The organism is Nocardia vaccinii NBRC 15922, assembly GCF_001613305.1.
GTDB lineage: Bacteria > Actinomycetota > Actinomycetes > Mycobacteriales > Mycobacteriaceae > Nocardia > Nocardia vaccinii.
Window position 1 is genome coordinate 1 of the sequence record NZ_BDCC01000030.1, and the last position, 26,911, is coordinate 26,911.

At 67.1% G+C, this 26,911-nt stretch carries 23 protein-coding genes; 8 read left to right on the plus strand and 15 right to left on the minus strand.

What is annotated here, in order from left to right; genetic code table 11:
• Positions 1 to 52: 52 nt before the first annotated feature.
• Positions 53 to 814 (minus strand): dienelactone hydrolase family protein, encoded by a 762-nt coding sequence (locus NV1_RS19570; RefSeq protein WP_067893337.1) that lies wholly within the window; start codon positions 812 to 814, stop codon positions 53 to 55.
• 417 nt (positions 815 to 1,231) lie between these two features.
• On the opposite strand from NV1_RS19570, the gene NV1_RS19575 reads away from it, so the two are divergent.
• Positions 1,232 to 3,025 (plus strand): AMP-dependent synthetase/ligase, encoded by a 1,794-nt coding sequence (locus NV1_RS19575; protein ID WP_067893339.1) that lies wholly within the window; start codon positions 1,232 to 1,234, stop codon positions 3,023 to 3,025.
• A gap of 1 nt (position 3,026) precedes the next feature.
• On the opposite strand, the gene NV1_RS19580 is transcribed toward NV1_RS19575, so the two are convergent.
• From NV1_RS19580 to NV1_RS19625, 11 genes are all read right to left on the minus strand, one after another.
• Positions 3,027 to 3,974, minus strand: coding sequence for a universal stress protein (locus tag NV1_RS19580; RefSeq protein WP_067893341.1), 948 nt, complete (start codon positions 3,972 to 3,974; stop codon positions 3,027 to 3,029).
• A gap of 181 nt (positions 3,975 to 4,155) precedes the next feature.
• A complete protein-coding gene (locus NV1_RS46845) occupies positions 4,156 to 4,650 on the minus strand; it encodes an erythromycin esterase family protein (protein ID WP_373864634.1) in 495 nt (164 codons plus the stop codon).
• Positions 4,544 to 5,071, minus strand: a complete 528-nt coding sequence (locus tag NV1_RS19585; RefSeq protein WP_084525539.1) for a hydrogenase maturation protease — start codon at positions 5,069 to 5,071, stop codon at positions 4,544 to 4,546. The genes NV1_RS46845 and NV1_RS19585 overlap by 107 nt, the downstream gene beginning before the upstream one ends.
• Complete coding sequence (locus NV1_RS19590; protein ID WP_067893343.1) at positions 5,068 to 6,360, minus strand: Ni/Fe hydrogenase subunit alpha; 1,293 nt, start codon at positions 6,358 to 6,360, stop codon at positions 5,068 to 5,070. Before NV1_RS19590 ends, NV1_RS19585 begins: the two co-directional genes overlap by 4 nt.
• Positions 6,344 to 7,117, minus strand: a complete 774-nt coding sequence (locus NV1_RS19595) for an NADH-quinone oxidoreductase subunit B family protein (RefSeq protein WP_067893345.1) — start codon at positions 7,115 to 7,117, stop codon at positions 6,344 to 6,346. The genes NV1_RS19590 and NV1_RS19595 overlap by 17 nt, the downstream gene beginning before the upstream one ends.
• Positions 7,117 to 7,926, minus strand: a complete 810-nt coding sequence (locus tag NV1_RS19600) for an FAD/NAD(P)-binding protein (RefSeq protein ID WP_067893423.1) — start codon at positions 7,924 to 7,926, stop codon at positions 7,117 to 7,119. Before NV1_RS19600 ends, NV1_RS19595 begins: the two co-directional genes overlap by 1 nt.
• 41 nt (positions 7,927 to 7,967) lie before the next feature.
• On the minus strand, positions 7,968 to 8,474 hold the full coding sequence (locus NV1_RS19605; RefSeq protein ID WP_218027134.1) for a Crp/Fnr family transcriptional regulator: 507 nt from the start codon (positions 8,472 to 8,474) through the stop codon (positions 7,968 to 7,970).
• Entirely contained in the window at positions 8,471 to 9,580 is a 1,110-nt protein-coding gene (locus NV1_RS19610) for a 4Fe-4S dicluster domain-containing protein (protein WP_067893425.1), read from the minus strand. Before NV1_RS19610 ends, NV1_RS19605 begins: the two co-directional genes overlap by 4 nt.
• 132 nt (positions 9,581 to 9,712) lie before the next feature.
• Complete coding sequence (locus tag NV1_RS19615; protein WP_067893429.1) at positions 9,713 to 10,645, minus strand: universal stress protein; 933 nt, start codon at positions 10,643 to 10,645, stop codon at positions 9,713 to 9,715.
• A gap of 172 nt (positions 10,646 to 10,817) precedes the next feature.
• Entirely contained in the window at positions 10,818 to 13,388 is a 2,571-nt protein-coding gene (mgtA, locus tag NV1_RS19620; protein WP_067893431.1) for a magnesium-translocating P-type ATPase, read from the minus strand.
• A 155-nt stretch (positions 13,389 to 13,543) separates the two neighbouring features.
• A complete protein-coding gene (locus tag NV1_RS19625; protein WP_067893433.1) occupies positions 13,544 to 13,957 on the minus strand; it encodes a secondary thiamine-phosphate synthase enzyme YjbQ in 414 nt (137 codons plus the stop codon).
• Between the two features lie 122 nt (positions 13,958 to 14,079).
• On the opposite strand from NV1_RS19625, the gene NV1_RS19630 reads away from it, so the two are divergent.
• From NV1_RS19630 to infA, 3 genes are all read left to right on the plus strand, one after another.
• Complete coding sequence (locus tag NV1_RS19630) at positions 14,080 to 14,712, plus strand: LysE family translocator (RefSeq protein WP_067893346.1); 633 nt, start codon at positions 14,080 to 14,082, stop codon at positions 14,710 to 14,712.
• A gap of 415 nt (positions 14,713 to 15,127) precedes the next feature.
• On the plus strand, positions 15,128 to 15,907 hold the full coding sequence (locus NV1_RS19640; RefSeq protein WP_067893348.1) for a GNAT family N-acetyltransferase: 780 nt from the start codon (positions 15,128 to 15,130) through the stop codon (positions 15,905 to 15,907).
• Positions 15,904 to 16,128, plus strand: a complete 225-nt coding sequence (gene infA, locus NV1_RS19645; protein ID WP_040824768.1) for a translation initiation factor IF-1 — start codon at positions 15,904 to 15,906, stop codon at positions 16,126 to 16,128. The genes NV1_RS19640 and infA overlap by 4 nt, the downstream gene beginning before the upstream one ends.
• Before the next feature lie 119 nt (positions 16,129 to 16,247).
• Here the strand turns inward: infA and mug are convergent, their stop codons facing one another.
• The gene (mug, locus tag NV1_RS19650) at positions 16,248 to 16,811 is read right to left on the minus strand and encodes a G/U mismatch-specific DNA glycosylase (RefSeq protein WP_067893349.1); all 564 of its coding nucleotides are present in this window, start codon (positions 16,809 to 16,811) and stop codon (positions 16,248 to 16,250) included.
• A 164-nt stretch (positions 16,812 to 16,975) separates the two neighbouring features.
• On the opposite strand from mug, the gene NV1_RS19655 reads away from it, so the two are divergent.
• Entirely contained in the window at positions 16,976 to 18,160 is a 1,185-nt protein-coding gene (locus NV1_RS19655) for a spirocyclase AveC family protein (RefSeq protein ID WP_067893435.1), read from the plus strand.
• Positions 18,161 to 18,173: 13 nt separating this feature from the next.
• Here NV1_RS19655 and NV1_RS19660 read toward each other — a convergent pair whose 3' ends face one another.
• Both NV1_RS19660 and NV1_RS19665 read right to left on the minus strand, forming a co-directional pair.
• Positions 18,174 to 18,581: a DUF3224 domain-containing protein gene (locus NV1_RS19660; protein ID WP_067893437.1), complete on the minus strand. Its 408-nt coding sequence runs from the start codon at positions 18,579 to 18,581 to the stop codon at positions 18,174 to 18,176.
• Between the two features lie 1,222 nt (positions 18,582 to 19,803).
• Positions 19,804 to 21,864 carry a hypothetical protein gene (locus NV1_RS19665; protein WP_067893350.1) on the minus strand — a complete coding sequence of 687 codons (2,061 nt, stop codon included), beginning with the start codon at positions 21,862 to 21,864 and terminating at the stop codon, positions 19,804 to 19,806.
• Between the two features lie 51 nt (positions 21,865 to 21,915).
• On the opposite strand from NV1_RS19665, the gene NV1_RS46610 reads away from it, so the two are divergent.
• The 3 genes from NV1_RS46610 to NV1_RS19685 all read left to right on the plus strand — a co-directional run bounded on the left by NV1_RS46610 (position 21,916) and on the right by NV1_RS19685 (position 26,885).
• The gene (locus NV1_RS46610) at positions 21,916 to 23,835 is read left to right on the plus strand and encodes a hypothetical protein (protein WP_245713804.1); all 1,920 of its coding nucleotides are present in this window, start codon (positions 21,916 to 21,918) and stop codon (positions 23,833 to 23,835) included.
• A gap of 1,224 nt (positions 23,836 to 25,059) precedes the next feature.
• The gene (locus NV1_RS19680) at positions 25,060 to 25,863 is read left to right on the plus strand and encodes an SDR family oxidoreductase (RefSeq protein ID WP_067893355.1); all 804 of its coding nucleotides are present in this window, start codon (positions 25,060 to 25,062) and stop codon (positions 25,861 to 25,863) included.
• A 128-nt stretch (positions 25,864 to 25,991) separates the two neighbouring features.
• Entirely contained in the window at positions 25,992 to 26,885 is an 894-nt protein-coding gene (locus tag NV1_RS19685) for a helix-turn-helix transcriptional regulator (protein ID WP_067893357.1), read from the plus strand.
• Positions 26,886 to 26,911: the final 26 nt, after the last annotated feature.

Consider the following 26,911-nt stretch of genomic DNA (forward strand, 5'->3'; position numbering starts at 1 on the left):
AGCGCGATGGTCCTGTGCTGGGGGAAAGGGTGTCACGCGATCGGGTCGTCGGCTAACGCCGCAGATTGCGGTCGAACAGGGCCAGCAGTTCGCGGTAGTGCCGTTCGGCGGCGTCGGGGTCGTAGGCCGAGGTGTCGGCCTGGGTGTAGCCGTGCCGAGCTCCCTGGTAGACCTCGGTGCGGTGCCGGACTCCGGCTGCGGCGAGCGCCGCGTCGAACTGGCCGATGTGGTCCGGAGTCATGTGGTGATCTTCGCCGGCGTGTGCGAAGTACAGCTCCGCGGTGATGTTTTCGACGGCCAGGTGCGGACTGTCCGGAGCGTCCGTGACGAGTGGCCCACCATGGAATCCGGCCACCGCCGCAACCCGATCGGGGAACATGGCGGCGACCAGCACCGCCAGCCGCGCACCCATGCAGTAGCCGGTGAGCCCGACCTGCCCCTCGGCGACTCGCGGCGACGCCGCCAGCCATCGGAGGTAGGCGCCGGCGTCGGCGCGCAGGAGATCGGGGGTCAACTCGCGGATCATCGGGAACACCCGGTGGAAGATCTCCGGACGCTGCTCCGGGTCGATGAAGTCCGGTAGCTCGATCACCGGTGCGGGTCCGTGCCGGTAATAGGCGTTGGGAAGCAGGACGGTGTAGCCGTGAGCGGCGATGCGATCGGCCAGCGACCGCAGACCGGGCCGGACTCCGAAGCCGTCCTGGATCACCAGCACTCCCGGATGGGCGGTGCCGTCATCGGGGTAGGTGAGGTAAGCGTCGGCGATTCCGCCGGGCATCTGCACGCCGACAGACATGCCGTGCGTCGTGGTCATCGTGGATCCTTCTGTCGTAGTTGATGTCCTGTGCTCAACACGACGAAGGCGGAGCGCGCGCGACAGTGCGGAATTCTCGATCCGAAGGCGGGCCGGCACCGGCCCGTGCAGCGGTCAGAAGAGCACCGGGTAACCCATCCGTGTGTGGCGCATCGCCGTCCCGGTAGTCATCGTCCCGTATCGTAGCGGATTTCTCGGCGGCGCCGCGGACGTCAGCCGGCGATCGAGCCATTCGTGCCGCAGCCGTTCCGTCCGGCGTCGGTCCGGCGCAAGTGAGGACTTTCGTCCCCTTCGGGGATTGTCGACGCCCCTCGTCCAATGGTGTGGTGCGGCCCACAGTGGTAGATGCCAGCTTCCGAGGTCGAGCGTATCGGTGAGGGATTTCGCCCGTCCGGCGACGTCAGACGAGGAACGACTATGCAGGAATTCGGAGTGCCGGTTCTGTATCGCGTCCGGCCCGATGAGAATCTCACCGACTTGGTGGAACGCAATGTGCAGAGGTTTCCGGATCTCGCGGTGATCAGCCGAAAAGTGGACGGCCAGTGGCGGGACGTGTCCGCCGCCGAGTTCTGCACCGAGGTGTCGGCGGTCGCGAAGGGGTTGATTGCCAACGGGATTCAGCTGGGCGATCGGGTGGCCATCATTTCCCGGACCCGTTACGAATGGACGCTGCTGGACTTCGCGATCTGGTACGCGGGCGCGGTCACGGTTCCGGTCTACGAGACCTCCTCGGCCGAACAGGTGCAGTGGATCCTCTCGGATTCCGGTGCGGTCGCGGTGATCGCCGAGACCGATCACCACAGTGCGGTGGTCGCCGGCGTGCGGGAGCAGTTGCCGAAGTTGATGCATGTCTGGCAGATCACCGCGGGCGCCGTCGCGGCCTTGACGCGGGATGGTGCGGATGTCGCCGACGATGCGGTGGCCGAACGCCGGGCCGCCGTCGTGGCCGATACGCTGGCGACGATCGTGTACACCTCCGGCACCACCGGGCGGCCCAAAGGGTGCCAGTTGACGCACGGCAATTTCCTGGCCGAACTGGGCAACATCACCGCTCGGATGCCGGCATTGTTCCGCCCCGGTGAATCATCGGTCCTGCTGTTCCTGCCGTTGGCGCATGTGCTCGGCCGGATCGCCGAGGTCGCGGCGGCATTGGCCCCGGTCCGCATCGCTCATGTGGGCGATGTCGCGGATGTGACCGCCGAACTCGGGGCCTTCCGTCCGACCCTGATCCTGGGTGTCCCACGGGTGTTCGAGAAGGTCTACAACACCGCTCGAACCCGAGCCCAACTCGCCGGCCGTGGCCGGATCTTCGACCTTGCCGCCACGACTGCCGTGGACTACAGCCGCGCTCTGGACGACGGGCGGATCTCGCTGTCGCTGCGGATCCGGCACGCGCTTTTCGACTTCATCGTGTACCGGCGCCTGCGTGCGGCGCTGGGAGGCCGTGCTACGCACGCCCTGTCGGGTGGCGCGCCGCTTGGAGAAGGGCTCGGCCACTTCTATCGCGGGGTCGGGTTCACCGTGCTGGAGGGTTACGGGCTGACCGAGACCTGCGGGGCCGCGACTTTCACCACCGACGACCATCCGAAGATCGGATCCGTGGGCCATCCGTTACCGGGATCGTCGGTCCGGATCGCCGAGGACGGCGAGATCCTGCTGCGCGGACCCAACGTGTTCACCGGTTACTGGAACAACCCGCGAGCCACCGCCGAAACATTCCGCGACGGCTGGTTCGCCACCGGCGACCTCGGCGCCCTCGACGACGACGGATACCTCACCATCATCGGACGTAAGAAGGAGATCATCGTCACCGCTGCGGGGAAGAACGTCGCTCCCGCGGTGATCGAGGACCGCATCCGGGCGCACGGCATCGTCGGGGAGGCGATCGTCGTCGGTGACGACAAGCCGTTCGTCGGATGTCTGGTGACTGTCGACAGTGAGCACTTCCCGATGTGGAAGCAGTTGCACGGCAAACCCCCCGGTGCAACGGTCGACGACCTCGCCGCCGACACCGACCTGCTCGCCGCGATCCAAGAGGCGATCGACGACGGCAATCGGGCCGTCTCCCGCGCCGAGACCGTCCGCAAATTCCGCATACTGCGCACGGATCTCACGGAGGCCAACGGATATGTCACGCCATCGCTGAAGCTCAAGCGCGATGTCGTGCTGCGCGACTTCGCCGCGGACATCGCGGCGCTGTACAGCGTGTGAGCTACGGATGGACGACCATCACCGGGCACTGTGCGTGCTGGACCAGGAAGTTGACCGTGGAACCCAGCAGCATTCCAGCGAAGCCGCCACGGCCTCGGCTGCCCAGGACCATCAGTTGCGCCGACTTCGACCACTCCAGCAGATGCTCCGCGGGTGCGAACGCGTACGAGGCGTGGACGACCCGGACATCGGGGTACTTCTCCTGCCACCCGGCGGTGCGTTCGGCCATGATGGCGTCCTCGGCCTGCCCGGGGTCGCCGTCGGATAGCCGCACCGTGTCGTAACCGGCGTAGTGACCGAAATTCCCGTCGTTCCACACGTGGACGGCGACCAATTCGGCATCGCGCTGGGCTGCCTCGGCGAAGGCGGATGCGATGGCCGCCTCGCCGATCGGACTCCCGTCGACGCCGACCACGATCGGGCCCGACGAGTGGACGGTGTCGCCGGTAGGCGGGTCGGCGCGCACCACGACGACCGTCCCGTGGGCGTGCGCGACGACCGAAAGCAGGGTCGAACCCAGGTGTGCGAGCATCCCGGTCGCTCCGGTCGCCCCGAGCACCACCGTGAACGCCGCGGCGCTGCGGTCGATGAGCAGAGCGGCCGGGTTGTCCGGGACCAACTCGGCCGTGACGGCTACCTCGGGAGCCGTCGAACGGGCCAGCTCCTCGGCGCGGGCGATGACATCGCGGCCGTGCGTACGGGAGGCGTCGACCACCCAGGGGCTCGGCGTTGCGGGAACACTGGCCGGCCACGTGGCGCCGACGAGGTTCATCCCGTGCACGATGTGCAGTTCCCGGCCGTGTACGCGGGCGTACTGAGCCGCCCAGCGCAGCGCGGTGGTCGCTCCCGGCGAACCGTCGACGCCGACGACCACCGTAGCCGAGGCCAGCCGATGGGCGTCCTGCTCGCGCTGTGTGGTGCCGGTGTGCCTCCCGAAGATGCCGGGCATGACGCCCTCCTTGATCGTTCGCCGTGGGATGTGTCCGTCACCATAGTCGGATCGGCGGGGCCGGGAGCGGCACGGCCGAAGGTCACCGGTTTCGTGGTCCTCGGACCACGTCGGACCTTTCGCCCACCCGGATCGAATCCCCGGCACCGGTCTGGGGGCTACCGCTTGGCGGCGGGGTCGATCACCGAGCCGGACAACGGGATTCGCCACACCTGCTGGCGCGGGTGGCTGACGCCGTCGCTCCGGGGACCGGCCGAAGGCCAAGCCGCACAAGAGCTTCGGACATATCCTGGCCTGGACGGCTGCGGTGGCGTTGCAGCTTCAGATCGCCTGTGCGCCAAGGGGTGTGGCGCGATTTGAAGCGGTGCGGATCACAGCCGGTCTCCGCTGTGGTTCCGTCGATCCAGCCGCTGGACGACTCCAGTGGTTCCAGAGCGGTGGTGCGGTCGATGTGGATGACGCCGTCGTAGCGTTCGGCTGGCCGAGTGCGGAGATAGTGGCTCCGGCGTTCTGTGCGGGGCTGATAGATTACGCCGATGAGAGCCGGTGCGCCGATGGCGAATCCCGGCTCACGGCGGATCGGCGCGGGTTCGTACTCGTGCCAGCTCGTCCTGGACGGCTCGCAGAATTTCCGGGATCGCCGCGGCGACGGGTTCGGACAGTTCGGTGCCGAGATCGAGGCGGGCTGCCTCGACGGCGATGACGACCAGTTCCCGGGGAAGGCGACCGAGGGCGCGGCCCAGTCGCACCGCATCCGGGACGCCCAGTGTGTGGGAGCTGGCGGCCGCGGTCACGCCGCGCAGGGCGTCGGCGGTGGTGCGCCGGATGCGGCCGGGGGTCGATGGCCGGCACAACACCGCGTCGACGACCACGGCGAGGTCGGCCCCCTCCCAGAGGTCCAGCAGGTTGCCGGGTTCGCCGTCGCACACGGCGACCAGGACGCCGGGCAGCTCGAGCCGGTCGAGCCGGGCCGCGACGAGCGGGCCGATGCCGTCGTCGCCGCGGTACTCGTTGCCGATTCCGATGACGACCGCCCGATGTTCTGCGGCGGCGCGGTCGCGCGCGGTTGCCGGGGTGGAATGCTCCCGGTGCGTCATCGGCGCACGATGTCGAGTTCGAGGAAGTGTGCCGAGCAGGAGATGCAGGGGTCGTAGTTGCGAATGGTGCGTTCGCACAGCGCGGTGAGTGCGGCGTCGTCACGGTCGAGGTTGGCCGCGACGACCCGGCGCAGGTCGTCCTCGATCGCGGCCTGGTTCTGTGCGGTCGGCGGGACGATGGTCGCGGAGCGGACGATTCCTTCGGCGTCGGTCTCGTACCGGTGATAGAGCAGGCCGCGCGGCGCCTCGCTGACTCCGTATCCCACGCCCGCGCGCGGTGCGATGGGCATCGCGACGCGGGCGGGCGGCACGTATTCGTCGATCAGGCGCAACGCCTCGTCGATGGCGTAGACGACTTCGACGGCGCGAACCAGGATGCTGCGGAACGGGTTTCGGCATTCATCACCCAGCCCGATATCGCCGGCGACCTGTCGAGCCAGCGGTGAGAGCCGTCGGGAGTTCAGGCAATAGCGGGCCAGCGGCCCGGTGAGATAGGGCTTGCCGTCCAGCCCGGCCTGCAGTGCGGTGGAATGCGGCACCTGCCGTTCGACGACATGGTCGGCAAAATCGTTGGCGGAGAAGCGAAGCCCGGTGCTGGTGTGCATACTCCCGGATTCGATCGCATACCGCTCCGGCGTGGTGGCGGCGAGCAGATCGTGGTCCAGTTCGAGGTCCGGGAAGTCGAAGCCCGCTGCCCATCGTGCGGTCGCGATCGCGTCATCCTGTGCATGGCGCAGTCGTTCGGCCAGGGGTGCGAGGTCGGTGCGCGCGGGTACCGAATAGAAGCCGCCGACACGGACGTTGACGGGGTGGATCGGACGGCCACCGATGAGTTCGAGCAGCGCATTGCCGGCCTTCTTGACCGCCAGCCCCTGTTCGACCAGTTCGCGGTGGTCGGCGGCGAGGGAGATGGCGTCGGGGTAGCCGAGGAAGTCGGGAATGTGCAGGAGGTGGATGTGCAGGGCGTGGCTGGCGATCCATTCGCCGCAGTAGAGCAGGCGCCGAAGATCGGCCAGGGGCCGGTCCAATTCGATCCCGCAGAGCTGCTCGAGAGCGTTGCAGGCGCTGGTCTGATAGGCGACCGGGCAGATGCCGCAGATGCGAGCGGTGATATCGGGTGGTTCGGTGTAGGAGCGGCCGCGCAGGAATGCCTCGAAAAAGCGGGGCGGCTCGTAGATGTTCAGCTCCGCGCGCTCCACCGTGCCGCCGGAGACGACCACACGCAGTGCGCCCTCGCCCTCGACGCGGGCGAGTGCGCCCACCCGCAACTGTCTACCGCTGCGGCTCATCCCGGGGCCTGTCCGCGAATTCGGGGGAGGCTGCGGCGAACGTGTCGAATGCGTGGTCGATGTCGCTGGTGGACATACCGTTGATACGCAGGATCGGCAGCAGCGCACGGATATTCGGCTTCGCCATCGGCCCGAAACAACCGAAGCAGCCTCGATCGTAGGCGGGGCACAGCGCGCCGCATCCGGCCTGGGTCACCGGGCCCAGACACGGGGTGCCGTGGGCGACGGTCACACACGTCGTGCCGCGGCGTTTGCATTCGGTGCACACACTGGTGTTCGGGATGTCCGGTGCGCGCCCGGCCAGAAATGCGCACAGCGTGTTCAGGAGTTGGCGGCGATCGATCGGGCAGCCGCGCAGTTCGAAATCCACCGGCACATGCGCCGAGATCGGCGTGGAATCGGCCAGCGTCGAAATGTATTGCGGGCTGGCGTAAACCACGGAGGTGAATTCGCTGATGTCGGCGAAATTCCGCAGTGCCTGGATGCCGCCGTGCGTGGCACAGGCTCCGATCGCCACGAGAATCCGCGACTGATCGCGGATTTCGGCGATCCGGCGCAGATCCTCGGGAGTGGTGATCGAGCCTTCCACCAGCGACACGTCGTACGGGCCGGGCTCCGACGCGCTGGACGCCTCGGTGAAATGCACGATGCGGATGCGGCCGACCAGGGTCAGCAATTCGTCCTCGCAGTCGAGCAGGCTGAGCTGGCAGCCGTCGCAGGAGGTGAACTTCCAGACCGCGAGGGTCGGGATGGCCATCACAACTCCCGCACCGACAGCAGCGGTTCGGCGGTCGCATAGTCGACCACCGGGCCGTCGCGGCACAGCAGCAACGGGCCCAGCTGGCAGTGCCCGCAGCGCGCCACCCCGCATTGCATGTTGCGTTCCAATGCCACCCGGATGTCGGTGGCGGCGATGCCTTTGCGGAGCAGGTATTGCGCGCAGAAGCGCATCATCGGTTCCGGACCGCACAGGAAGGCCGTGGTGCGATCCGGATCGAGGTTCAGTTTCGCGAGCGGTTCGGTGACGAAACCGACCGACCCGGACCAGCCTGGCGCGGGCCGGTCGACGGTCTGATACAGCTCCACGAGACGAGCTGCCTGCCACCGGGTTTGATCGTGACGGAAAAGAATGTCGGCAGGAGTGCGCGCACCGGTGATCAGGACAACGCGCCGGTACTCCGCACGCGCGGCCAATGTCTCCAGCACCACCGGTCGCAGCGGCGCCAGGCCGACTCCGCCGCCGACGATCACCAGATCGCGCCCGCGGGCCGATGCCGAGTCCCACCCCCTGCCGAACGGTCCGCGCACACCGATGACACCGCCGACGCGGGTGTCGTACAGAGCCCGGCTGACCGCGCCCACCGCACGGATCGTGTGTTCCAGCACGCCGTTCGCGGCCGCGGGGTCGCCGCTGGTCGAAATGGCGATCTCGCCGACGCCGAAACTGTACAGCATCATGAACTGACCGGCCCGAAACCGTTGCGCCGCAAGGCGAACCGGTTCGAGTACCAGGGTCGCGGTGTCGCGGGTCTGCTCGGTGCGGTCCACGACGCGGTACGGGAGCATCGTATCGTCGAGCGAACGCGGGCGGGCCTGCGTCCGGACGCTCACGAGTTGCCCCGCACGTCCGCCGAGTACGGCGCGTGGGTACAGGTTTCGCCGGGATTCCGGTACATGTCCAGCAGCCGGGCGCGGGTCGCCTGCATCCGGTCCAGCAACGCCTCGAAAAGCATGAGGATCAGGGCGCGGCCGAATTCCGCATCCGCCGAAGCGAATTGGGTCAATACCTCGGTATCGAACTCGATCGCCTCGACCGGTTCGGCCGCCCGGGCGCCGGATCGCCATCGGTACGGTGGCACCAGCCACGACCAGCCCAGTACATCTCCGGCGCCGAGGGTCTGCACGACGACATCACCCTGCCCCGGCACATGTGCGTCGAGCACGATCCGGCCCCGGCGGATCAGCCAGCACCGCTGGGCGGAATCGCCTTCGGTGATCAGTCGTTGCCCGGCGGGGAAGGACACGTCCCGCCCGATCCGGGCGAGCACGCGCAGCTCGGCTCTGCCCAGCGTGGCCAACTGCGCGAATTCCGTCAGCTCGTCGACGGTGGTCACGATTGCGTCCCGGCCAGCCGCGCCACCTCGGCGGTCAGGTCGATGCCGGCCGGGCACCAGGCGATGCAGCGGCCACACCCCACACACCCGGAGCTGCCGAACTGGTCGTACCAGGTGCCGAGTTTGTGGCTGAGCCATTGCCGGTACCGGCTCTCGCCGGACTGCCGGACGCTCCCGCCGTGCAGATAGGAGAAGTCGAGTTCGTAACACGATGCCCAGCGCTCCCACCGTTCGGCGTGGTCACCGGTGAGATCGGTGACGTCCTCGGTGGTGGTGCAGAAGCAGGTGGGGCACACCATCGTGCAGTTGGCGCAGGTCAGGCAGCGGGAGGCGACGTCCTGCCAGTGCGGCGATTCCTGCGATTCACGTATCACCGCGCGCACGTCGACATCCGGCATCGCGCGCCCCATGCGGTCGGCGGCCGCCGACACCGCGGCGCGAGCGCGCTCGAGGTCGGTCGATTCGGCGGGCCGGGTACCGACCCGGGCCAGGACCCGCGCGCCCTCGTCACTACCGACGTCGACGAGGAATCGATGCCCGTCATCGTCGATCTGCTCGGTCAGGGCGAGATCATATCCAGCGGAGACACCCGGCCCCGTGCCCATCGAAACACAGAAGCACACGCCGCCGGGCTCGGTGCAGTTCACCGCGACCACGAACAGATCCCGGCCGCGTGCGGTGAAGGAGCGATCCGGATAATCCCCGCCGCCCAGCACCCGGCCGAGGATCGCGATCGAGGCCAGATCGCATCCGCGCACACCGAGAAACGCCATTCGTGTCGGGCCGTCATCGGTGGCGGTGATCTCCAGATCGGGCCCGATCTCCGCGACCTTGTGATGTGGCGGATGCAGGAACTGCTTCCACGACCCCGGCCCCGCCGAATGCGCGAACACGGCGTGATCGTCACGTTGCCGCAACCGGTACCGGCCCGGTGCGCAGTCCACGCCGAGACCATCGGGGAGTCCGGCGCCCGAAGCCAGCTCGTCGAGCACGATCGCCCCGTCCCGCGGCTGTGGGCCGATCACCCGGTATTCGTCGGCCCACAACGCCTCCACCAGGCGGTCCAGTCCGGCCCGGTCGATCACAGCGGTATCGCCAGGTTGCATCGGAATACTCGATTCGTCGGCGGCGACGCATTCCATAACGAGTATCACTGCGGACGTTTCGGGGTGCGAGGGGCGAAAGTCCCTGCGACCAGGTCGCAGAGACCATCATGCGGGTCGCCCCGGTCGTGCCGGTCAGCGTGCGGTCGAATGTACGACCATCACCGGGCAATCCGAATGCTGGACGAGGAAGTTGGAGGTCGATCCGAGCAGCAGCCCGGTGAGTGCGCCGCGGCCGCGGCTACCGACCACCACGAGCTGTGCCGATTTCGACAATTCCGCCAGGCGCCTGCCGGGTGCGGACAGGTAGGTCTTCCGCACGACGGGGACGTCCGGAAACTTCTCCTGCCAGCCGGCGAGACGTTCGGCCAGGACCTCCTGCTCGGCCTGCTCCGCCCCGGTGTCGACGGGCAGTGCGCCGACGCCGGTGAGACGGCCGAGATCCATATCGGCCCATACGTGGACCGCTATGAGATCGGTGTGGCGGTCGGCGGCCTCGGTGAATGCGGCCGCGATGGCTCGTTCGCTCACCGGACTACCGTCGACACCGACCACCACGGGCCCGCCGGCGCGATCGGTGTAACCGGCGGGGACGACGACGACCGTGCTGTGTGCATGCGCGGTCGCGGCAAGCAGAGTGGAGCCCAGGTGGGCCAGGGTGCCGGCCGAGCCGGTCGAGCCGATGACGAGAGCGAAGGCGCCGGAACTGCGTTCGACGAGAAGACCGGCCGGGCTGTCGGAGGCCAGCGACGACGACAGCCGCACCTCGGGCGCGGCCGACCGCGCCGCGTGCTCCGCGTCGGCTATCACGGTCTTGCCCTGGGCGCGAGCCGCATCCACAACGGCCTCCACGGTGACCGCGTACGCGCCCGCAACGGTATTGATTCCCACCAGCCCGAGCCCGTGCACGATGTGCAGTTCGCGGCCGTGTCCGGCAGCGTAGGCGGCGGCCCAGCGGACCGCCGCGTTCGAGCCGTCCGAGCCGTCCACGCCGACGACGACCGGCGCGGAGGCCGTCACCTGTGGATCGTCGTCCTGGTTCTGTTGCGTGGTGTCCCGTGCTGACATTGCGACCTCCCGAAGTGCGAACCGGCCGTTGGTAATCGGGCCGGTGAAAGATACGGTACGGGCGCTCGCGGTGGCCGCGATGCTGCCGATTGTCACCGGCAGTGGGCCATTGGACCACTCGTGAATCAAAGTGCGCGTACGTTCTTGTGTGACGGCGGTTTTCGAGATCGGTTCAAGCGCTGAAGCGGGCCGCACGACGGTGGATCCGGTGGCCGGTGCGGCGGGTTCGAGTCGGCGCTACAGCGGCAGATGCCCGGAAGAACCAGTATTTGACGATTTCGGCGAGGACCAGGTAGGTCAGGATCATCAGGCCGAGCGCCACGAAATAACCGCCCGGCAGCGGCTGGAATCCGAGATCCGCGGCCATGGGTGTCGCCGGCAGTACGACGCCCACCGCGACCGCGCCGAGCACCGCGGTCAGCAGCGGCACGCTGGGTCGGCTGCGGAAAAAGGGGCTGCGCCGCGTTCGGATGACGAACAGCACGAGCGTCTGGGTCGCGAGCGACTCGACGAACCAACCCGTGTGGAAGAGTCCGGCGCCGGCGTGGAAGACCCATAGCATCAACCCGAATGTCGCGAAGTCGAAAACCGAACTGACCGGCCCGAATACGAGCATGAAGCGACGGATGAGCCCGATATCCCAACGGGTCGGACGAGTCAGCTGTTCCTCGTCGACGCGGTCGGTGGGGATCGCGAGCTGGCTGGTGTCGTAGAGCAGGTTGTTGAGCAGAATCTGCGACGGAAGCATCGGCAGGAAGGGCAGCAGCGCCGAGGCGCCGGCCGCGCTGAACATGTTGCCGAAGTTGCTGGACGTGCCCATCAGCACGTATTTGATGGTGTTGGCGAAGATTCGCCGTCCCTCGACCACTCCGTCGGCGAGTACCTGTAAATCCTTCTGCAGCAGCACCACGTCGGCGGCGTCCTTGGCGACATCGGTGGCCGAGTCCACCGATATGCCGACGTCCGCGGCGTGCAGCGCCAGGGCGTCGTTCACACCGTCGCCGAGGAAGGCGACGTCGAGTCCGGCCAGACGCTGCAGTCGCACGATTCGTGCCTTCTGCTCCGGATCGACCCGTGCGAATATCGTCGTCCGCCCGAGCTTTTCGGTCAGCTCCTCATCGGTGAGCCGGTGGATGTCGGCTCCGGTGAGCAGCTCGCCCGGCGGCAGACCCAGTTCGCCGCAGATATGAGCCGCGACCACCGGATTGTCGCCGGTGATGATCTTTACCGCGACGCCCAGGCCCGCCAGTCGCTGTAAGGCTTGGCGGGCAGTGCTTTTGGGCGGGTCGAGGAATACGAGGAAGCCGCAGAACGTCAAACCGTGCTCGTCCCCGGAATCGAGCGTGTTGATGTCCGCAGCGGGACGGGTCGCGACCGCGACGATCCGATGACCGGCGCCGAACTCGGCATCGAGAATGTCGTGCGCCGCCTCCGGCACATCGATGCAGCGGGACAGCACCTCCTCCGGAGCGCCCTTGGTGATGATCAGCCGGTTCCCGGCGGGGTCCTCGGCGAGTACCGACGCCAGGCGCCGTCGGGAGTCGAACGGCAATGTCGCGATGCGCGAAAATGCCCGCGCGGCAGGAATTTTCGCCGGAGAGCCAGCCCACAGAGCGGTGTCGAGCGAGTCGCCACCGACGATCCCCTCCGCACTCAGCACGGCGTCGGTACACACCATGCCCAGCACATTGGTCGTATCGGACGCTGTTGCGGCAGCGTCCACAGCACGCGTGAATTCGATGCGCCCCTCGGTCAGCGTGCCGGTCTTGTCGGTGAACAACACCTCGATGTCGCCGAGGTCCTCGATGCACACCAACCGCTTGACCAACACCTTGCACCGGGCGAGGCGCCGTGAACCGGCGGCCAGGCTGGTCGAAACCACCGCGGGCAGTAGCTGCGGCGAGATCCCCACCGCGATAGCGAGCGAGAACAGCAGCGCATCGAGGATCGGCCGGTGCAGGGCGATGTTGACCAGGAAGATCGCGGAGGTCAGCGTCGCGGCGACCCACACCAGCAACATCGAGAACCGGCGCAGCCCGACCTGGAATTCGGTCGGCGGTTCGGGAGCGCCCAAACCCAGTGCGATACGGCCGAATTCGGTTGCCCCGGCGGTGGCGACGACAACCCCGCGGCCGCTGCCGGCGCTGACGACCGTTCCCATCAGCGCGCACGCGGTCAGTTCGGCGATCCCGGCGCCGGTTGCCACCGGTAGGGTCGATTTCCGGACCGGCGCCGACTCACCGGTGAGCACGGATTCGTCGCACTGCATCCCCGTCGCGGTCAGGAGTCGGACGTCGGCGGGCACCAGCTCGCCCGCTCGCAACTCCACCACATCGCCTGGGACGAGTTCGACCAGATCGACCGAACGGGGACTGCCATCGCGCACTGCCACGACTCGGTGGCGGATCCGTTCGTGCAGCGCCTCGGCAGCTCGCTCGGCACGATACTCGTTGAACGCGCCGAGCCCGACCGACACGATGAGTATCACGCCGATGATCAGCGCGTCGGAGCTCTCACCGAGGAAGAACGACACCACCGCTGTGGTCGCGAGCAGTAACAGCAGTGGCGATCGGAGTTGGCGCGCCAGGACGGGAGCCAGTCGCGCGCGGTGTGATCGAACCGCGTTGGGCCCCAGCCGGGACAACCGTCGCGCGGTCTCCGCCGTCGTCAGCCCGTCCGGCGTGGAGTGCAGCGTGGCGAGCACCGTATCCGAGGTCGCGACGGCCGCCTCGGCCGCGGCCATGGGCGCGATCTCATCACCGGTCCCGGCCGCCCGGACTCGTACCGCGGTATCGTGATCCACGCCCTGGATCATGGTCCGTGCCCGTCGCGGCGAGCCAGGGGCGAATGGCCTCATCGGTGCGGCATCCGGCCCGGCAGCGGCGCTGGACGGTGCGGTCAGCCGGCCATGAAGGACAATCGCACCTGCCGCACGGGGTTGTCGACGTTGAGGTCGACCATTGCGACGGATTGCCAAGTTCCCAAAGCCATTTCGCCGTGCAGGACCGGGATGCTCGCGTAGGGGGCGATCAGTGCGGGCATGACGTGCGAGCGGCCGTGTCCGCGGGAGCCGTGCGAATGGCGCCAGCGGTCGTCGGCGGGGAGCAGGTCCCGCAGGGCCGCGAGGAGGTCGTCGTCGCTGCCCGCGCCGAGTTCGATCAGGACGATGCCCGCGGTGGCGTGTGGGACGAAGACGTGCAGCAGGCCGTCGCGGCCCGCCGCCGCATCGCGCAGGAACTCCGAACAGTGCGGGGTGAGGTCGTGAACGACTTCGTCGCGCCCCGTCTTCACTTCGATCACGGTGCTCTGCATACGCGCCATCGTCCTCCCGGGCGGACGACCACGCGAGCATCGGGGGCCTCTCGGCTGTTCGGCGGGAATGTCGGCGGCGCGGCCGGGCTGGTATGCGGGCGCCCGCTCATTAGAATTGACCGATGCTCGTTTCGCTTGCGTCGTTCTCGGTTGCCGCGGTCTTACTGGTGGTGTTGCCGGGGCCGGACACCCTGGTCGTGCTTCGTGGCCTGGTACGTGGCGGGCGCGGCGGCGGGATCCGGACGAGTCTTGGTGTGTTGTGTGGCTTGCTGGTGTGGGTCGGGGCCGCGGTGCTGGGGTTGTCGGCGTTGTTGCGGGCCAGTGAGATCGGTTACGAGGTATTGAAGATCGCCGGTGCCTGCTATCTGGTGTGGATGGGGGTGCAGTCGCTGCGCTCCTTGCGGCGGTCCGCTCCGGGGATCGCCCAGGGAAGCGGTACGCCGCCGGCGCAGCCGTCGATGCGCTCGGGCGGGTTCGTGGCCGGATTTCTCACCGACATCCTGAATCCGAAGATCGGCGTCTTGTTCGTCGGTTTCCTGCCCGGGTTCGTACCCGCGGGCTATTCGGTGGGCTGGACGACGCTGGGGTTGGGAGCCATGTACGTGGTGCTGACGGCGGTGTATTTCGCGGTTCTCGTCGTGGCGTCGAGCACGGTGGCGGGTTGGATGCAGACCCGGCGGGTGCGCCGCCGCTTGGACTCGATCGCCGGGTTGGTGTTGATCGGATTCGGCATTCGCCTGGCGACCGAGTCCTGACCGGAACTCCGGACGCGATCGGCGGGCCGACACGATTCGGTGTGGCTGCGCGGATACGGAGAATCCCTCGGCTACTTCGACGGCTTCCTCGGTTCCACGCACTGGCTGGGCGAGCGACTGTCCGGTGTCCCCGCCCCGGACGACGGTGAAGTGGCGCCGCGTGCGGATACCGCACCGCGACAGGGCATCTCGAACGATCCGGCGATCGGCGAAAAATCATTTGCGCGGTGAGTAGGCGGTCGGTACCGTCATGCGAACCGTGACCGAATGCGAGGAGGTGAGACCCATGAACGTTGTATCGAAGTGGGAGCTCCCTCTCGACGTCACGGTTGGGCGAACGATCTAGCTGTCGCCGGGAGCGCCTGTCACCCAAGGCTGCTCCGAAAGGGCGATAAGCTTGAACTCTGTGAATTCCATGTCCGATTCCGACGGACATATCACTGTCATCACACGCGTCTCGAAGACGCAGTGGCAGGCGATGAATCGTGGCCTGCTGGTCGGGTCGGGTGATGTGTCGCCTCGGCCCGACGGGCGACTGTTCGTCAGCATCGACTCGTGGCGCGAGGATGCCTTCGGCGCACTCGCCGCCGCGATGCTGGCAGACCTGCCCAGACCCCTGTACACCGTGGTCGACGAAACCGATCGTGACCTCGCAACCTGTTGGGGGAGCGTGGGTTTCACCACTCGGCGCCGAGAGTGGGAATGCCTCGTGCCGACCGATCCCCGGATCACCGGGCTCGATGCGGTAGCCCCGCCGTCGGATACTGCCATCGTGGCCGCCGGCGCCGCGGCGCAAGGCCCGCTGCGCGAAGTGGATCGGGCGATTCGCGACGAGGTGGAGGCGACCATCGGCTGGCGGGAGATGCCGGCGGAGGTGTTGCCGCACACCGGGGCCGACGTCGTGGTGGATCCGTCGAAATATGCGGTGGCGGCACAATCCGACCGATATGTCGGACTGATCCGCGTCGTACAGGTGACCCGGCTGCCGCGGATCGGGCTGATCGCGGTGCGGGCGGATCAGCGTCGCCGGGGCATCGCGCGGGCGCTGCTGACGCATGCGTTGGGCGCCCTGCATCAGCGGGAGATCTCAAGGGCGGCAGTAGAACTGAACGAATCGAATCCGGCCGCCCTCGCGCTGTTCGAGGGCATCGGTGTCGAGCGCGTGAACAGCAATCTGGAGTTGGTGCTGCGATGAGCAACAACGGGAAGGGAATCGAGATCGAGGGCACCGTCATCGAGTGCCTCCGCAATGCCACCTTCACGGTGGAACTCCGGAACGGTCACCAGGTGCTCGCTCATATCAGCGGGAAGATTCGGAAGAACTACATCAAGATCCAGCTGCAGGACCGAGTACTCGTCGAGTTGAGCCCGTACGACCTCACTCGTGGCCGGATTCTGTTCCGGTACCGCAATTAGTGGCGGTGCGGACGGCCGGATGGTCGATAGCCGGGCCCGTGACGACCGGACGCGTTCCGGTCGTCACGGGTGTGGCGACCGTACGGTGGCCGGATTGGTCGGTCGGGCGGAGTAACGCCTCACTCGGATTCCACTGCCTCCCGTAACTTCCGGAATTCGGTGGCCAGGGCATCCAGTGTGTAATGCGCATTGAGACCGCTCGGATTGGGGAGCACCCAGATGCTGGTATCGCCGAGTGTCTCGGATTGGCGTCCCACGATGGTCCGCGGTCGGCCGAAGGCGGTGCGGTAGGCGCCCAAGCCGAGTACGGCCAGGACGCGCGGGTGATTCTCCCGCACTCTTTCGGTGAGCGCGCGGCCGCCGTCGCGCAATTCCCGAGGCGTCAGCTCGTCCGCTTTCGCCGTCGTCCGCGCGGCCACGTTGGTGATGCCCAATCCGAGCGCGAGCAGCTCCTCCTGCTCGTCGGGACGGAACAGTCGCGGGGTGAACCCGGACCGGAAGAGCGCGGGCCAGAAGCGGTTTCCGGGTCGGGCGAAGTGGTGGCCCGTGGCCCCCGACCACAGTCCCGGGTTGATTCCGCAGAACAGTACGCGCAGATCCGGTGCCAGCACATCGGGAATGGTCCGGCCCTCGGCTGCGGCAAGATCTGCCGGGGTGGGGCGGTACGCGGCGGAATGAGCCATCGGCCCAGTCTGCCTGAACCGCTGTTCTTGCGCCGAGGCCGGTTCCGGCCGCTCCGCGCGCGACTGGGTCGTTTGGTGGTATCTCAGATACCTATACGATATTCAGATACTAGTGGGTATATTGAGGGCCACAGCATGTGCGGGTGCACGGATATGGAGGCATCGTGAGCGAGTCGTCGAGTGAGAAGCCCACGACCACAGAACAACTCGGCGAATCGAGCGCCGTCGGCGGGGCCGCTGATCGGGACGCGCAAGATCGGCTGAGGGTGCGGCGGGTCCAGATCTGGGCCACCGCCGGCGGACTGCTCTTGGCGTTGCAGGTGTATGTATGGGTGCGATGGATTGCCGGGCCGTACTTCCACCGGGTGCCCGGCGGGCCGACCGCCCCGCCGATGTATATGAAGGCATTCCTCACGATGAATGCCGTCCTGATGTGTGTCGCGCTGCCGGTGGCGATCTGGTGGTTCCTCGTCAGGCCGTGGCTCCGGGAACGGAGAATCACGCTCGACGGCATACTGCTCGTGTCGATGGGACTGATGTTCTTCCAGGACCCGCTGCTGAACTACTTCAACACCTGGTGTACCTACAACACGTGGCTGTTCAACCGCGGGTCGTGGTCGTCGGATATCCCGGGGTGGGTGTCACCCGAGCGGCCCGGCCATCAGGTTTCCGAACCACTGTTGATCAATGCTCCCGGATACGCCGCCGGGGTATTGGTGATCACGATATTCGGGTGCTGGGTCATGCGCGGGATCAAGTCGCGCTGGCCGAATATCACCAACCTGCGGCTGATCCTGGCCACCTACGCCTTCACCTTCCTGCTCGACTTCGTCATGGAAGCGTGCTTCATGTTGCCGTTCGGGCTCTACACGTATCCCGGCGCCATACGGTCCGTGTCGTTCAGCGCCGGCACCTACCACCAGTGGCCGATGTACGAGGGACTGATGTGGGGTGCGGTCCAGGCAGGTCTGTGTTGTTTGCGCTACTTCACCGATGATCGCGGTCGCACCGTCGTCGAGCACGGGCTGGATCGCGTGGGTGGTGGATTCGCTCGACAGCAATTCGCTCGGTTCCTCGCGGTCTTCGCGGCGGTCAGCGCATGCTTTTTCTTCTTCTACAACGTGCCCGCGCAATGGGTCGGGATGCATGCCGACCCGTGGCCCGCGGATCACCTGAAGCGCTCGTACTTCAACGGGGGGATTTGTGGTGCGGGTACCGATACACCGTGCCCCGATCCCGTGCTGCCGGTGCCGACCAAGCGGTCCGGATATATCGACACCAACGGGAAGCTGATACTGCCCGACGGGGCTGGAGTGCCGGAGAACGTGCCGCTCGAACATGTGAAGTGAATGTCGTTGTCGCTCAGCCAATTTCGTAATCGAACCAGATGCGATGAGTTCCATCGGCGTCCACCGTGATCCCGCCCCTACCGGTGATTTCGGCAAGATCTCCGGTGCCGCTGGCCGGAACGATGACGAAGAACTCCGCAGACCTGTCGGTGCCCGACGTGGTGGCCGAATGCGCGAAGCAGAACGTGCCCGCGGCTCCGTTGAGCGCGCCCTCGAACGATTCCATCGCTACATAGGTGCCGACGCCGCTGGTCTGATCGAACGCCGCGGTGAACAGGGTCGCGGCGCGTCCGGACACCTCACCGTCGAAGTGTTTTTCCATCCGCGCGATCCCGACCGGCAGGCCGGTGGAAATTGCGGGTTCGGGCACGACGCCGGTCGGGGTGAAGGATTTGACGTCGAATGTTCCGGAGGCTCGCACCGCACGATCGTAGCGAACGAGCACGACAGTCCGTGCGGCCCCGAGCAACGGGCGACCAGCTCGAGCCGCGAAAGCTCTCTCGGCGACTGTGTGCTTTCATCGCCGACCCGTCGAGGTGCATCGGGCTGCGGTCGTGACGAGTGGTAACGGCGAGCTCGGTGACGCCACAGTCTCGTTGGGAGAGTGGACTCCCCGGCGCATCTTCCTCGAGGTGCACGACGCCGCGGGGACGATCGGTGGCGTATGGTGTCGAATTGCCTACGCCTGCAATATATTACAGCTGTACGAGCCGCGCGGTCCGGTGCCGGGTGCAGGGCCGGGATCTCGAGCAGGTCACGGCTGGCTGAAGCCTTGGCGGTTCGCCTCGCCGACTTCGCGCACTACCGCTACGGTACCTACATTCGCGGTTGGTTGAGATCTGGGATGTGGTGTGGCAGAAAAAGTTTCATCGGAGAAGCAGGCGCTCGGCGGTCGGTTCGGGTTGGGGGGCCTCACGAGATGGGCGGCGCAGCGCCTCGGTGTGGCGTCGCGATCGGACGAAGCCGCTGGAGACGAGTCGACGGTTGGTGATCAGGGCGCCCGGGCGTCGACCGACCCACCCGCGCCTCCGCTGAACGACCCGCCGGCGCAGCAGGATTCGGACGACGACCTCGATTATGCACAACAGGCCAGCCCCGCGGACACCGAAGCGAGGATCGATCCCATCTTTTCGAAAGGTCAGGCAAATATGACAACTCCCGACGACCGGGCGACGATCACCGATGACGCGGCCGCCGCCGAGGAGACGACAACTACCGCGGGCGAGGAGGCGGTGGCCGAACCGGGGGCGCGCCTCGCGACCGTGGTCGAAGCGCCTGTCGCGGCGGGCGACGCGAAGTCGGCCGATGATGAACCGGAAGCCGAAGACGGGGTAGCCGCTGCCGAAGGTGAAGTAGCGAAGGATGTTTCGGCGGCGTCGGCCGAGGGCGAAACTCCCGAGGTCGAGGGTGCCGAAGAGTCGGCTGCCGAAGCATCTGCCGCTGGGAGCGACGTAGCAGGCGGCGTCGCGGAGCAGGCGGTGGCGGCCTCCGATGCCGAAGCCGACGCAGCGAGCGATGGCGATGATGCGGGTGAAGGCGGAGTGCCGCCGGCAGGTTCGGCCATCGAAGCCGTGGTCGAGAACGAGGACGAAGCCTTGGACTCGGTTGTCGCCCCGGGCGATGCTGAGGTTGCCGAAGATGGCTCAGGTGAAGTTGTCGTCGATGCTGGGGCCGAGATAGGGGCCGAGGAGTCGGCTGGCGAAGCGCTGGCCGGCGAGGTCGTCGCAGCAGAGGACAGCGCGGAGCGGGAGGTGCGGACCTCCGATGCTGCGGCCGGCGAAGAAGTGTCGCAGAGCGGTTCGACCCCCGAGGCCGCAGTCGAGACCAAGGGTGCATCCGAGGATTCGGATGTGAGGGCTGCCCAGGTCGATGCCGCGGGTGAGGTCGGGGTTGTTGCCGAGGGTGCAGACGATGTTGCCGCCGATGCCGATGCCGATGCCGGAAATGAGGTGTCGGAACTCGGGTCGCTTGTCGAGGATGATGGCGTCGAGGTGGCGACTGCTGAGGTTGCCGAGGGTGAACCGGAAGCTGCGGAAGGCGTTGCGGCGGGCGAAGGTGAAGTAGCGAAGGACCTTTCGACAGCGACGGACGAGGCCGAACTCGCAGGTGCCGAGGGGCCGGCCGTCGAGGCGACTCCCGCGGAAATCGAAGCGGAAGAGGGCAGCGCGGCCCAGGAAGCGGAGATCGCTGTTACCACGCCTGCGGGTGAAGGTGAAGTGGTGCATGCCGATTCGGCCGCCGGAGCCGCGGTCGACGCTGAGGCCGGAGCCGAGGCGTCGGAAGTCGCGGCGCTTGTCGAGGATGCAATAGGTGTCGAGGTCGAGGCCGGTCCCGAGGGTGAACCAGAAGCTGTGGAAGGCGTTGCGGCGGGCGAAGGTGATGTAGCGCAATCCGATTCGGTTGTCTCCGCCGAAGCCGCTGTCGAGAGTATGGCCGCCACCGAGGAATCCGATGCGGCAGGCGTGCAGGTCGAGGATACCGAGCAAGTTGTCGTCCCTGCTGAGGCCGAAGTAGCGGTCGAGGAGTCGGTTGCCGATGGGGTCGATGCGGAGGCGGACAGCGCGGACCCGGTAGTGGCAGGAGCCGATGCCGCGCCTGCGGGCGAAAGTGAAGTACCACAGGCTGTTTCGGCAACGGAAGCTGCCGATGTCTCGGTCGCGGCCGAGGATACATCCGAAGAGTCGGGTGAGGTGGCCGCCGAGAGCACGGCTGCTGCTGAGGTTGTTGGTGATGCTGACGGTGGCGCTGCAGCAGCGTCGGTGGCCGAGGTGTCGGAGGTCGAATCGTCCAGCGAGAGCGGAGCGGGTGTCGAGGCCGTGGCTGCCGAGGACGCGGATGCTGCTGACGGTGGCGTTGTAGTGAGTCCCGTTGATGTTGCCGTCGATACCGAGGCGGCGCCGGTGGTCGACGGCGAGGTTTCGGATGTCGTGTCGTCGGTGGAGGACGTGGAGAACGCGCAGGGCGAGGCTGCCGAGGATGTGACGGGTGTGGCTGCCGGCGGCGAAGTTGTCGCTGAGACCGGGGTTGTCGCAGAGAGTGCGGGCGAGGTGGCCGCCGAGGCCGAGGGATTGGGGGCCGAGCCGCCTGCGGAGGGCGAGGAAGTGGAAGCTGCCGAGGGCGATGGGGGTGCCGAGGGAGTGGTGGCTTCCCAGGGCGAGGCTGCTGAGAGTGACGTCGAGACTACGGATACCGAGGCTCAATCGGAGACGGTGGCCGAGGTCGAGGCGTTGGAAGTCGAGCCGCTCGTCGAGGACGAAGAGGGTGCTCAGCACGCTGAGTCTGTGGGTGCTGGAGATGAGGCGGCATCGCAGGGCGAGAGTGACGCCGAGGCGGTCGTGCAGATATCGGAGAACGGCGTCAACGGCGAGAACGAGTCCGACGTGGCAGGCGACGAGATACCCGCACGTGTCGACGCGGATACTCATGCCGATGCCGATGCCGATGCCGATGCCGATGCCGATGCCGATGCCGATGCCGATGCCGATGCCGATGCCGATGCCGTAGCTGAAGCCGGTTCGGACATCGAGGGCGATTCCTCGGCCGAGGTGGATGTCGTTGCGTCGCAGGGCGATGCGGTTGTCGCCGCGGCCGAGAGAATTGCGGCCGAGGCTGCTGCGGCGGAGCCGACCACTGCCGACGCGGCTACTGATAGCGCGGCGCGTGGCGCGACCGAGGCGGATTCGGCTCAGGGTGCCGACGAACAAGGGGAGCCCCGGTCATCCGAGTTGGAAGGGGCCGGAGAAGCGACGCCCCTCGTGGAAGTCGCTGCGGTCGAGGAGGTTTCGGAGCCGGAGGACGAGTCGGTCGTCGAGCTGGGGTCGGGGGAGTCGCGCTCTGTTGAGGGTGAGGAACCGGCTCCAGGCGATGCTACGGTTGCCGAGACGGTAGCTGAAGCCGGTTCGGACGTCGAGTCCGACGCCCCCGCCGACGTGGATGTCGCTGCGGAGCTGGGTGATGTGGTTGCCGCCGAGGACGAAGCAGCCGAGGTCGTGGCTGCTGCTGAGGGCGAGGAGTCGGTCACGGGCGGCGTCGCGGACGTGGTTGCTGAGGCCGTGGTGGACAGCGAGCCCGATGCTTCGGCTGAGGTGGATGTCGTTGCGGAGCAGGGGGATGTCGCCGAGGGCGACGCAGTCGAGGTCGCGGTTGCCGCTGCGGTGGCGGCACCTGTCGCCGAGGCGGCTGTCGGTGGCGAGGTGCGTGTCGCGATAGGGGCGGTTGCGGTGGCTGAAGACGAGGAGCAAGCCGAGTCATTCGGGCTGGAGGTGTCCGAAGCTGCGGCGCCTCCCGTGGAGGTCGCTGCGGCCGAGGAGATTTCGGAGCCGGTGGCCGAGGTGGATTTCGTCGCGCACCTGGAGGCGGTTGTCGCCGAGGGCGAAGCGGTCGGGGGCGCGGACGCTGCCGTGCACGCGGGTACTGACGGTGATCCGTACGGCGAGGACGAGGCCGAGCTGGGTGCGGTCGAGGAGCCGGGGCACACCGAGCCGCGCGACTCGGAGATGTCCGAAGCGGATCTTGTCGCGGAAGCTGCTGCGGTCGAAGAGGTTTCGGAGTCGGCTGCCGAGGCTGTTGCGACGGAGCTGCCTGCCGACGAGGACGAACAGGTCGCGGACGCTGTGTCCGTGGTCGCTGGGGACCAGGTCGCGAGTGAAGGAGAGCCGGCCGGACTCGCCGCCGTTGCCGAGTCCGTGGAAGATGACGCTGAGGAAGATCCGGCAGCCGATGCCGGGCACAACGCGGTCGCCGAGGCGGAGGTCACCGACGGTGACGTGTCTATCGGCGGCACAGAGGCCGCTGAAGCTGTAGGTGCCGATGTGGCCGAGTCACCCGTTGCCGAGGTCGAGTTGGTGCTCGATGACGATCCGGTGGCCGAAGGCGAAGGGGCCGAGTCGGATTCCGCGGCGGTCGAGGCCGCGGACCACGCCGCCGGTGACGCCGAGGAAGCTGCCGAGGTGAAGCCGGGCGAGAGTGAGCTGTCCGCTGACGGCGAGGAAGCGGCCGAAGCTCTCGGAGTCGAGGCTGCCGAGTCGGTCGTTGCGGAGGCCGAGTCGGTCGTTGCGGAAGCTGAGTCGGTCGTCGCAGCGGAGTCGAAACCCGGCGATGGTCTCCTGGTCGAAGGTGAAGGGGCCGAGTCGGATTCGGCGGCGGTGGTGAAGGCGGCCGACGGCGAGGAAGATGCCGCGAGCGAAGCGACGGCTGAGGTGCGGGCCTCCGTGGGGCGCGAGTCGGTTGCGGACGAGGCCGTTGCGGGCGTGGGTCTGGTCGCTCTCACCCCGGAGGTGGGCGAACCTCGGGCCGCCGAGCCGGAAGCGGTCGATGTATCGGCGGCAGCCGGGGACGCGGTCGAGGGTGCAGCCGTTCCGAAGGAAGTGACCGTATCCGCGGCCCGGATCGCCCTTGTGGAAAGCCGCGAGGTAATCGAGGGCGAAGCGGTCGGTGAGGTCGAGCATGTGGTCGGCGGGCAGGTGCCCGCCGGGGACGGTGCGACCGCGATCATCCACGAACAAGCGGCGACGATCAGTGAGCAGGAGCAGATCATTGCGAAACTCAGGCGGAAGGTGGCGGTTCTCGAAACCATCATCCAAGCGCAGGAATCGCATTCCGAATCCATGGCCGGCATCATTTCGACGTATAAGAGCGAATTGACCAGTCTCGCAACGGATCTCATCGAATACTGAGATACGAAAGCCGTCCGTCGCAGGACGGCGGCCCGCGTGCGAGGACATCGGGAACTGGGTGATGGCTCGAGGTGGCACCGCGGTGCGGTGCCACCTCGAGCTGCGGAGTGAGACGTGTTGCCGTCGTGATTGTGGACGATGACCAGGCAGTACAGGTTCGTTCTGTGACGTTCGTATGCTGCTGCGGGCACGCAGCACGCCGCCGCCCGCGAGGTGGCGGCCGATGAGCTGGATGCCGACGGGCAGGCCCGCTGCGGTCGTGCCCGCCGGTACGCTGATCGCGGGTTGGCCGGTCGGATTGGCTATCGGGGTGAGTCCTGCCGGGCCGAAATGGCTCCGGGATGCCCGATCGATCATGTCGGTTCGACCTCGATACCAGAGGCCGGTGCAGAATTCGAGCGGGTCAGCGGCCGAACAGTGACTTCAACTGCTCGGGAACGCGCCCGCCCTGGATATGGATTCGGTCCGCGGTCTCCTCTATACGTTGCAGGTCACCGGGCGTCAGCTCGATGTCGAGTGCACCCAGACTGCCGCCCGCAGGAGCTTCGTCATCTCGGCTGGGGCCGGGGGCGAACCGTAGAAGAAGCTCATGCCCATGCAGCCGAGCCCCAGGGCTGAGACTTCGAGTTGCTGTCCAAGTTTGCGCTTTTGCACTGGAGATGCTCCTTCAGAAAATATCATCTGGCCCATTGCTCTCCCTGCGTTCAGCCGGGAACCGACCACAGGTTAAGCAGGCCTTGCGGCCGGCGGGCAGGCCCTGGTGATACAGGTACGGCGAGAACCGCCCTCGCCTAATGGACTGACACTCTGCGCATATGGCGTTCTTCGTGCTGGAACCCCGCGAGTCCGCGCCGCGCCGACGATTGGCGTGGCGTGGCGCGATAACGCCGATCATCGGATGGCCAACAGGCCGATTCACGACGACGATGCCAGGTCGCAATACAGATCAAAGCAATCACGAAAGTGACTGTGCGGGAATGATTGTGGCAGCGTGAGTCAGCGCACCGGACAAGGGTGGCTCTCACAATACCTGTATCACCAGGGTCTGCCGGACGTCCGAAACGCCTGCCAAGCTGGTCGAGTCGGCTCCCAGCTACACCAACGAAAGCGCCGGCAACACTGCATGGAAACGCACTGCAGTTTTATCCCCATCAGTTCGATTCAGCTGCGCCGAATGCGCGATCGTGTCGGCGCATTCTTCCACGACAGAAGCGACGGAGACCAATGGCGGACAACCAATTCACTACTCACGCAGACCTTTTCGATCTGACTGGGAAGTACGCACTTGTCACTGGCGGCACCAGGGGCATCGGGATGATGATAGCGCGCGGCCTTCTGCAGGCGGGCGCCCGCGTCGTCATCAGCTCACGCAAGGCAGACACGTGCGCGGAGGCACAGCATCTACTGTCCGAATTCGGCGACGTTCTCGCAATCCCCGCCGACCTGTCCAGGCACGACGAGTGTCAGCGCCTCGCTGATCTTGTCCAGGCCGACTCGGAACGCCTGGACATCCTCGTCAACAACGCGGGAGCGATGTGGCGCGAGCCGCTGGAGACGTTCCCGGACGAGGCCTGGGACGCAGTGATCGACCTCAACCTCAAGTCGCCGTTCTGGCTGGTGCAGGCGCTGCTCCCCGCACTTCGCAGGGCGGGCACCGCCGATGATCCCGCGCGGATCATCAACATCGGCAGTATCGCCGCCATCCACGTCGCCGAGTCGCCCAACTACTCGTACGCCGGCAGCAAAGCGGCACTCCATCAACTCACCAGAGTGCTTGCCAGAGAACTGGGTCCACAGCACGTCACGGTGAACGCGGTAGCACCGGGACCGTTCCCGTCGCAGATGATGGCGTCCACGCTCGATGCCGTCGGCGACACGATCGCGGCGAAGGCCCCTCTGCGCCGGCTCGGCCGCGACGACGACATGGCGGGTATCGCCGTGTTCCTCGCCGGCCGGGCCGGGTCCTATCTCACGGGCACCATCATCCCGGTAGACGGCGGCATCGCGACGACCGCATCGGGTACCTAGGCGTCGGCGCGAGGCTTTGCCGGCGACCGACGGTCCCTCGTGAACACCTCCGAGTCGGGTCTCGACGCAGTCGTCGGGGGTACCCGCAGTGCCTCCCTCGGACTGCGGGACGGGCTTACGGTGAGGGGATGGCCACGATGGATCTACGCACCGATATCCGGGAGTTTCTCAGCTCGCGTCGCGCCCGCATCGCACCCGAGCAGGCGGGCCTGCCCGCTTACGGAGGCAATCGTCGGGTCAAAGGTCTGCGTCGCGAGGAGGTTGCGCTACTGGCGGGGGTATCGGTCGACTACTACGTGCGCATGGAGCGCGGCAGCCTCGCCGGTGCCTCCGATGGCGTGCTCGACGCGTTGGCCTCTGCCTTGCAACTCGACGAGGCCGAACGCGACCACCTGTTCCACCTCGCGCGCCGATCCGGGGCGCCCAGCGGCCCACGCCGGCGCAGGCCTGCCGTGACAGTGCGCTCGACACTGCAGCAGGTGCTCGACGCCATCTCCGATGCACCGGCTTTGATCGGTAACGGACGTTATGACGTGCTCGCCATGAATCAACTCGCCCGCGCGCTGTATTCACCGGTGCTGGCCGACCCGCGACGGCCCGCGAACACAGCGCGGTTCATCTATCTGGCTCCCGAGGCGGCCAGAGATTTCTTTGTCGACTACGACCGAATTGCCGGTGACGTAGCCGCGAAGCTACGCATGGAAGCCGGCCGCAATCCGCACGACGAGGAGCTGATCGCCCTCGTCGGCGAACTGTCAACGTGCAGCGAGCTGTTCCGGCAGCGGTGGGCATCTCAGGACGTGCGGCTGCACCGGTCCGGGCGCAAGCGGGTGCACCATCCGACAGTGGGCCGGCTCGACTTGGACGTCGAGTCCCTGGAACTGCCCGCCGAACCCGGACTGCACCTCACCGTCTACACCGCACCCGCGGGCACGCCGACCGCCGACAATGTAGCGCTCCTGGCGTCGTGGGCGGCCACCCGACAAACGCTGGCGACCGAGCTCGAAGCACACAACGGGTAGTCCAACCCCTTCAGCCGTACTGGTCA

Coding starts and splice junctions, on each gene's coding strand:
- NV1_RS19580 (WP_067893341.1), bottom strand. CDS start 3,974: ATGCCCGGCATCTTCGGGAGGCACACCGGCACCACACAGCGCGAGCAG.
- NV1_RS19600 (WP_067893423.1), bottom strand. CDS start 7,926: ATGCTCCCGTACCGCGTCGTGGACCGCACCGAGCAGACCCGCGACACC.
- NV1_RS19595 (WP_067893345.1), bottom strand. CDS start 7,117: ATGGCCATCCCGACCCTCGCGGTCTGGAAGTTCACCTCCTGCGACGGC.
- NV1_RS19590 (WP_067893343.1), bottom strand. CDS start 6,360: ATGAGCCGCAGCGGTAGACAGTTGCGGGTGGGCGCACTCGCCCGCGTC.
- NV1_RS19640 (WP_067893348.1), top strand. CDS start 15,128: ATGTCCGATTCCGACGGACATATCACTGTCATCACACGCGTCTCGAAG.
- NV1_RS19610 (WP_067893425.1), bottom strand. CDS start 9,580: ATGCAACCTGGCGATACCGCTGTGATCGACCGGGCCGGACTGGACCGC.
- NV1_RS19615 (WP_067893429.1), bottom strand. CDS start 10,645: ATGTCAGCACGGGACACCACGCAACAGAACCAGGACGACGATCCACAG.
- NV1_RS19680 (WP_067893355.1), top strand. CDS start 25,060: ATGGCGGACAACCAATTCACTACTCACGCAGACCTTTTCGATCTGACT.
- NV1_RS19625 (WP_067893433.1), bottom strand. CDS start 13,957: ATGCAGAGCACCGTGATCGAAGTGAAGACGGGGCGCGACGAAGTCGTT.
- mgtA (WP_067893431.1), bottom strand. CDS start 13,388: ATGGCCGCGGCCGAGGCGGCCGTCGCGACCTCGGATACGGTGCTCGCC.
- NV1_RS19630 (WP_067893346.1), top strand. CDS start 14,080: ATGCTCGTTTCGCTTGCGTCGTTCTCGGTTGCCGCGGTCTTACTGGTG.
- infA (WP_040824768.1), top strand. CDS start 15,904: ATGAGCAACAACGGGAAGGGAATCGAGATCGAGGGCACCGTCATCGAG.
- NV1_RS19570 (WP_067893337.1), bottom strand. CDS start 814: ATGACCACGACGCACGGCATGTCTGTCGGCGTGCAGATGCCCGGCGGA.
- mug (WP_067893349.1), bottom strand. CDS start 16,811: ATGGCTCATTCCGCCGCGTACCGCCCCACCCCGGCAGATCTTGCCGCA.
- NV1_RS19575 (WP_067893339.1), top strand. CDS start 1,232: ATGCAGGAATTCGGAGTGCCGGTTCTGTATCGCGTCCGGCCCGATGAG.
- NV1_RS19685 (WP_067893357.1), top strand. CDS start 25,992: ATGGCCACGATGGATCTACGCACCGATATCCGGGAGTTTCTCAGCTCG.
- NV1_RS19585 (WP_084525539.1), bottom strand. CDS start 5,071: ATGACGCACCGGGAGCATTCCACCCCGGCAACCGCGCGCGACCGCGCC.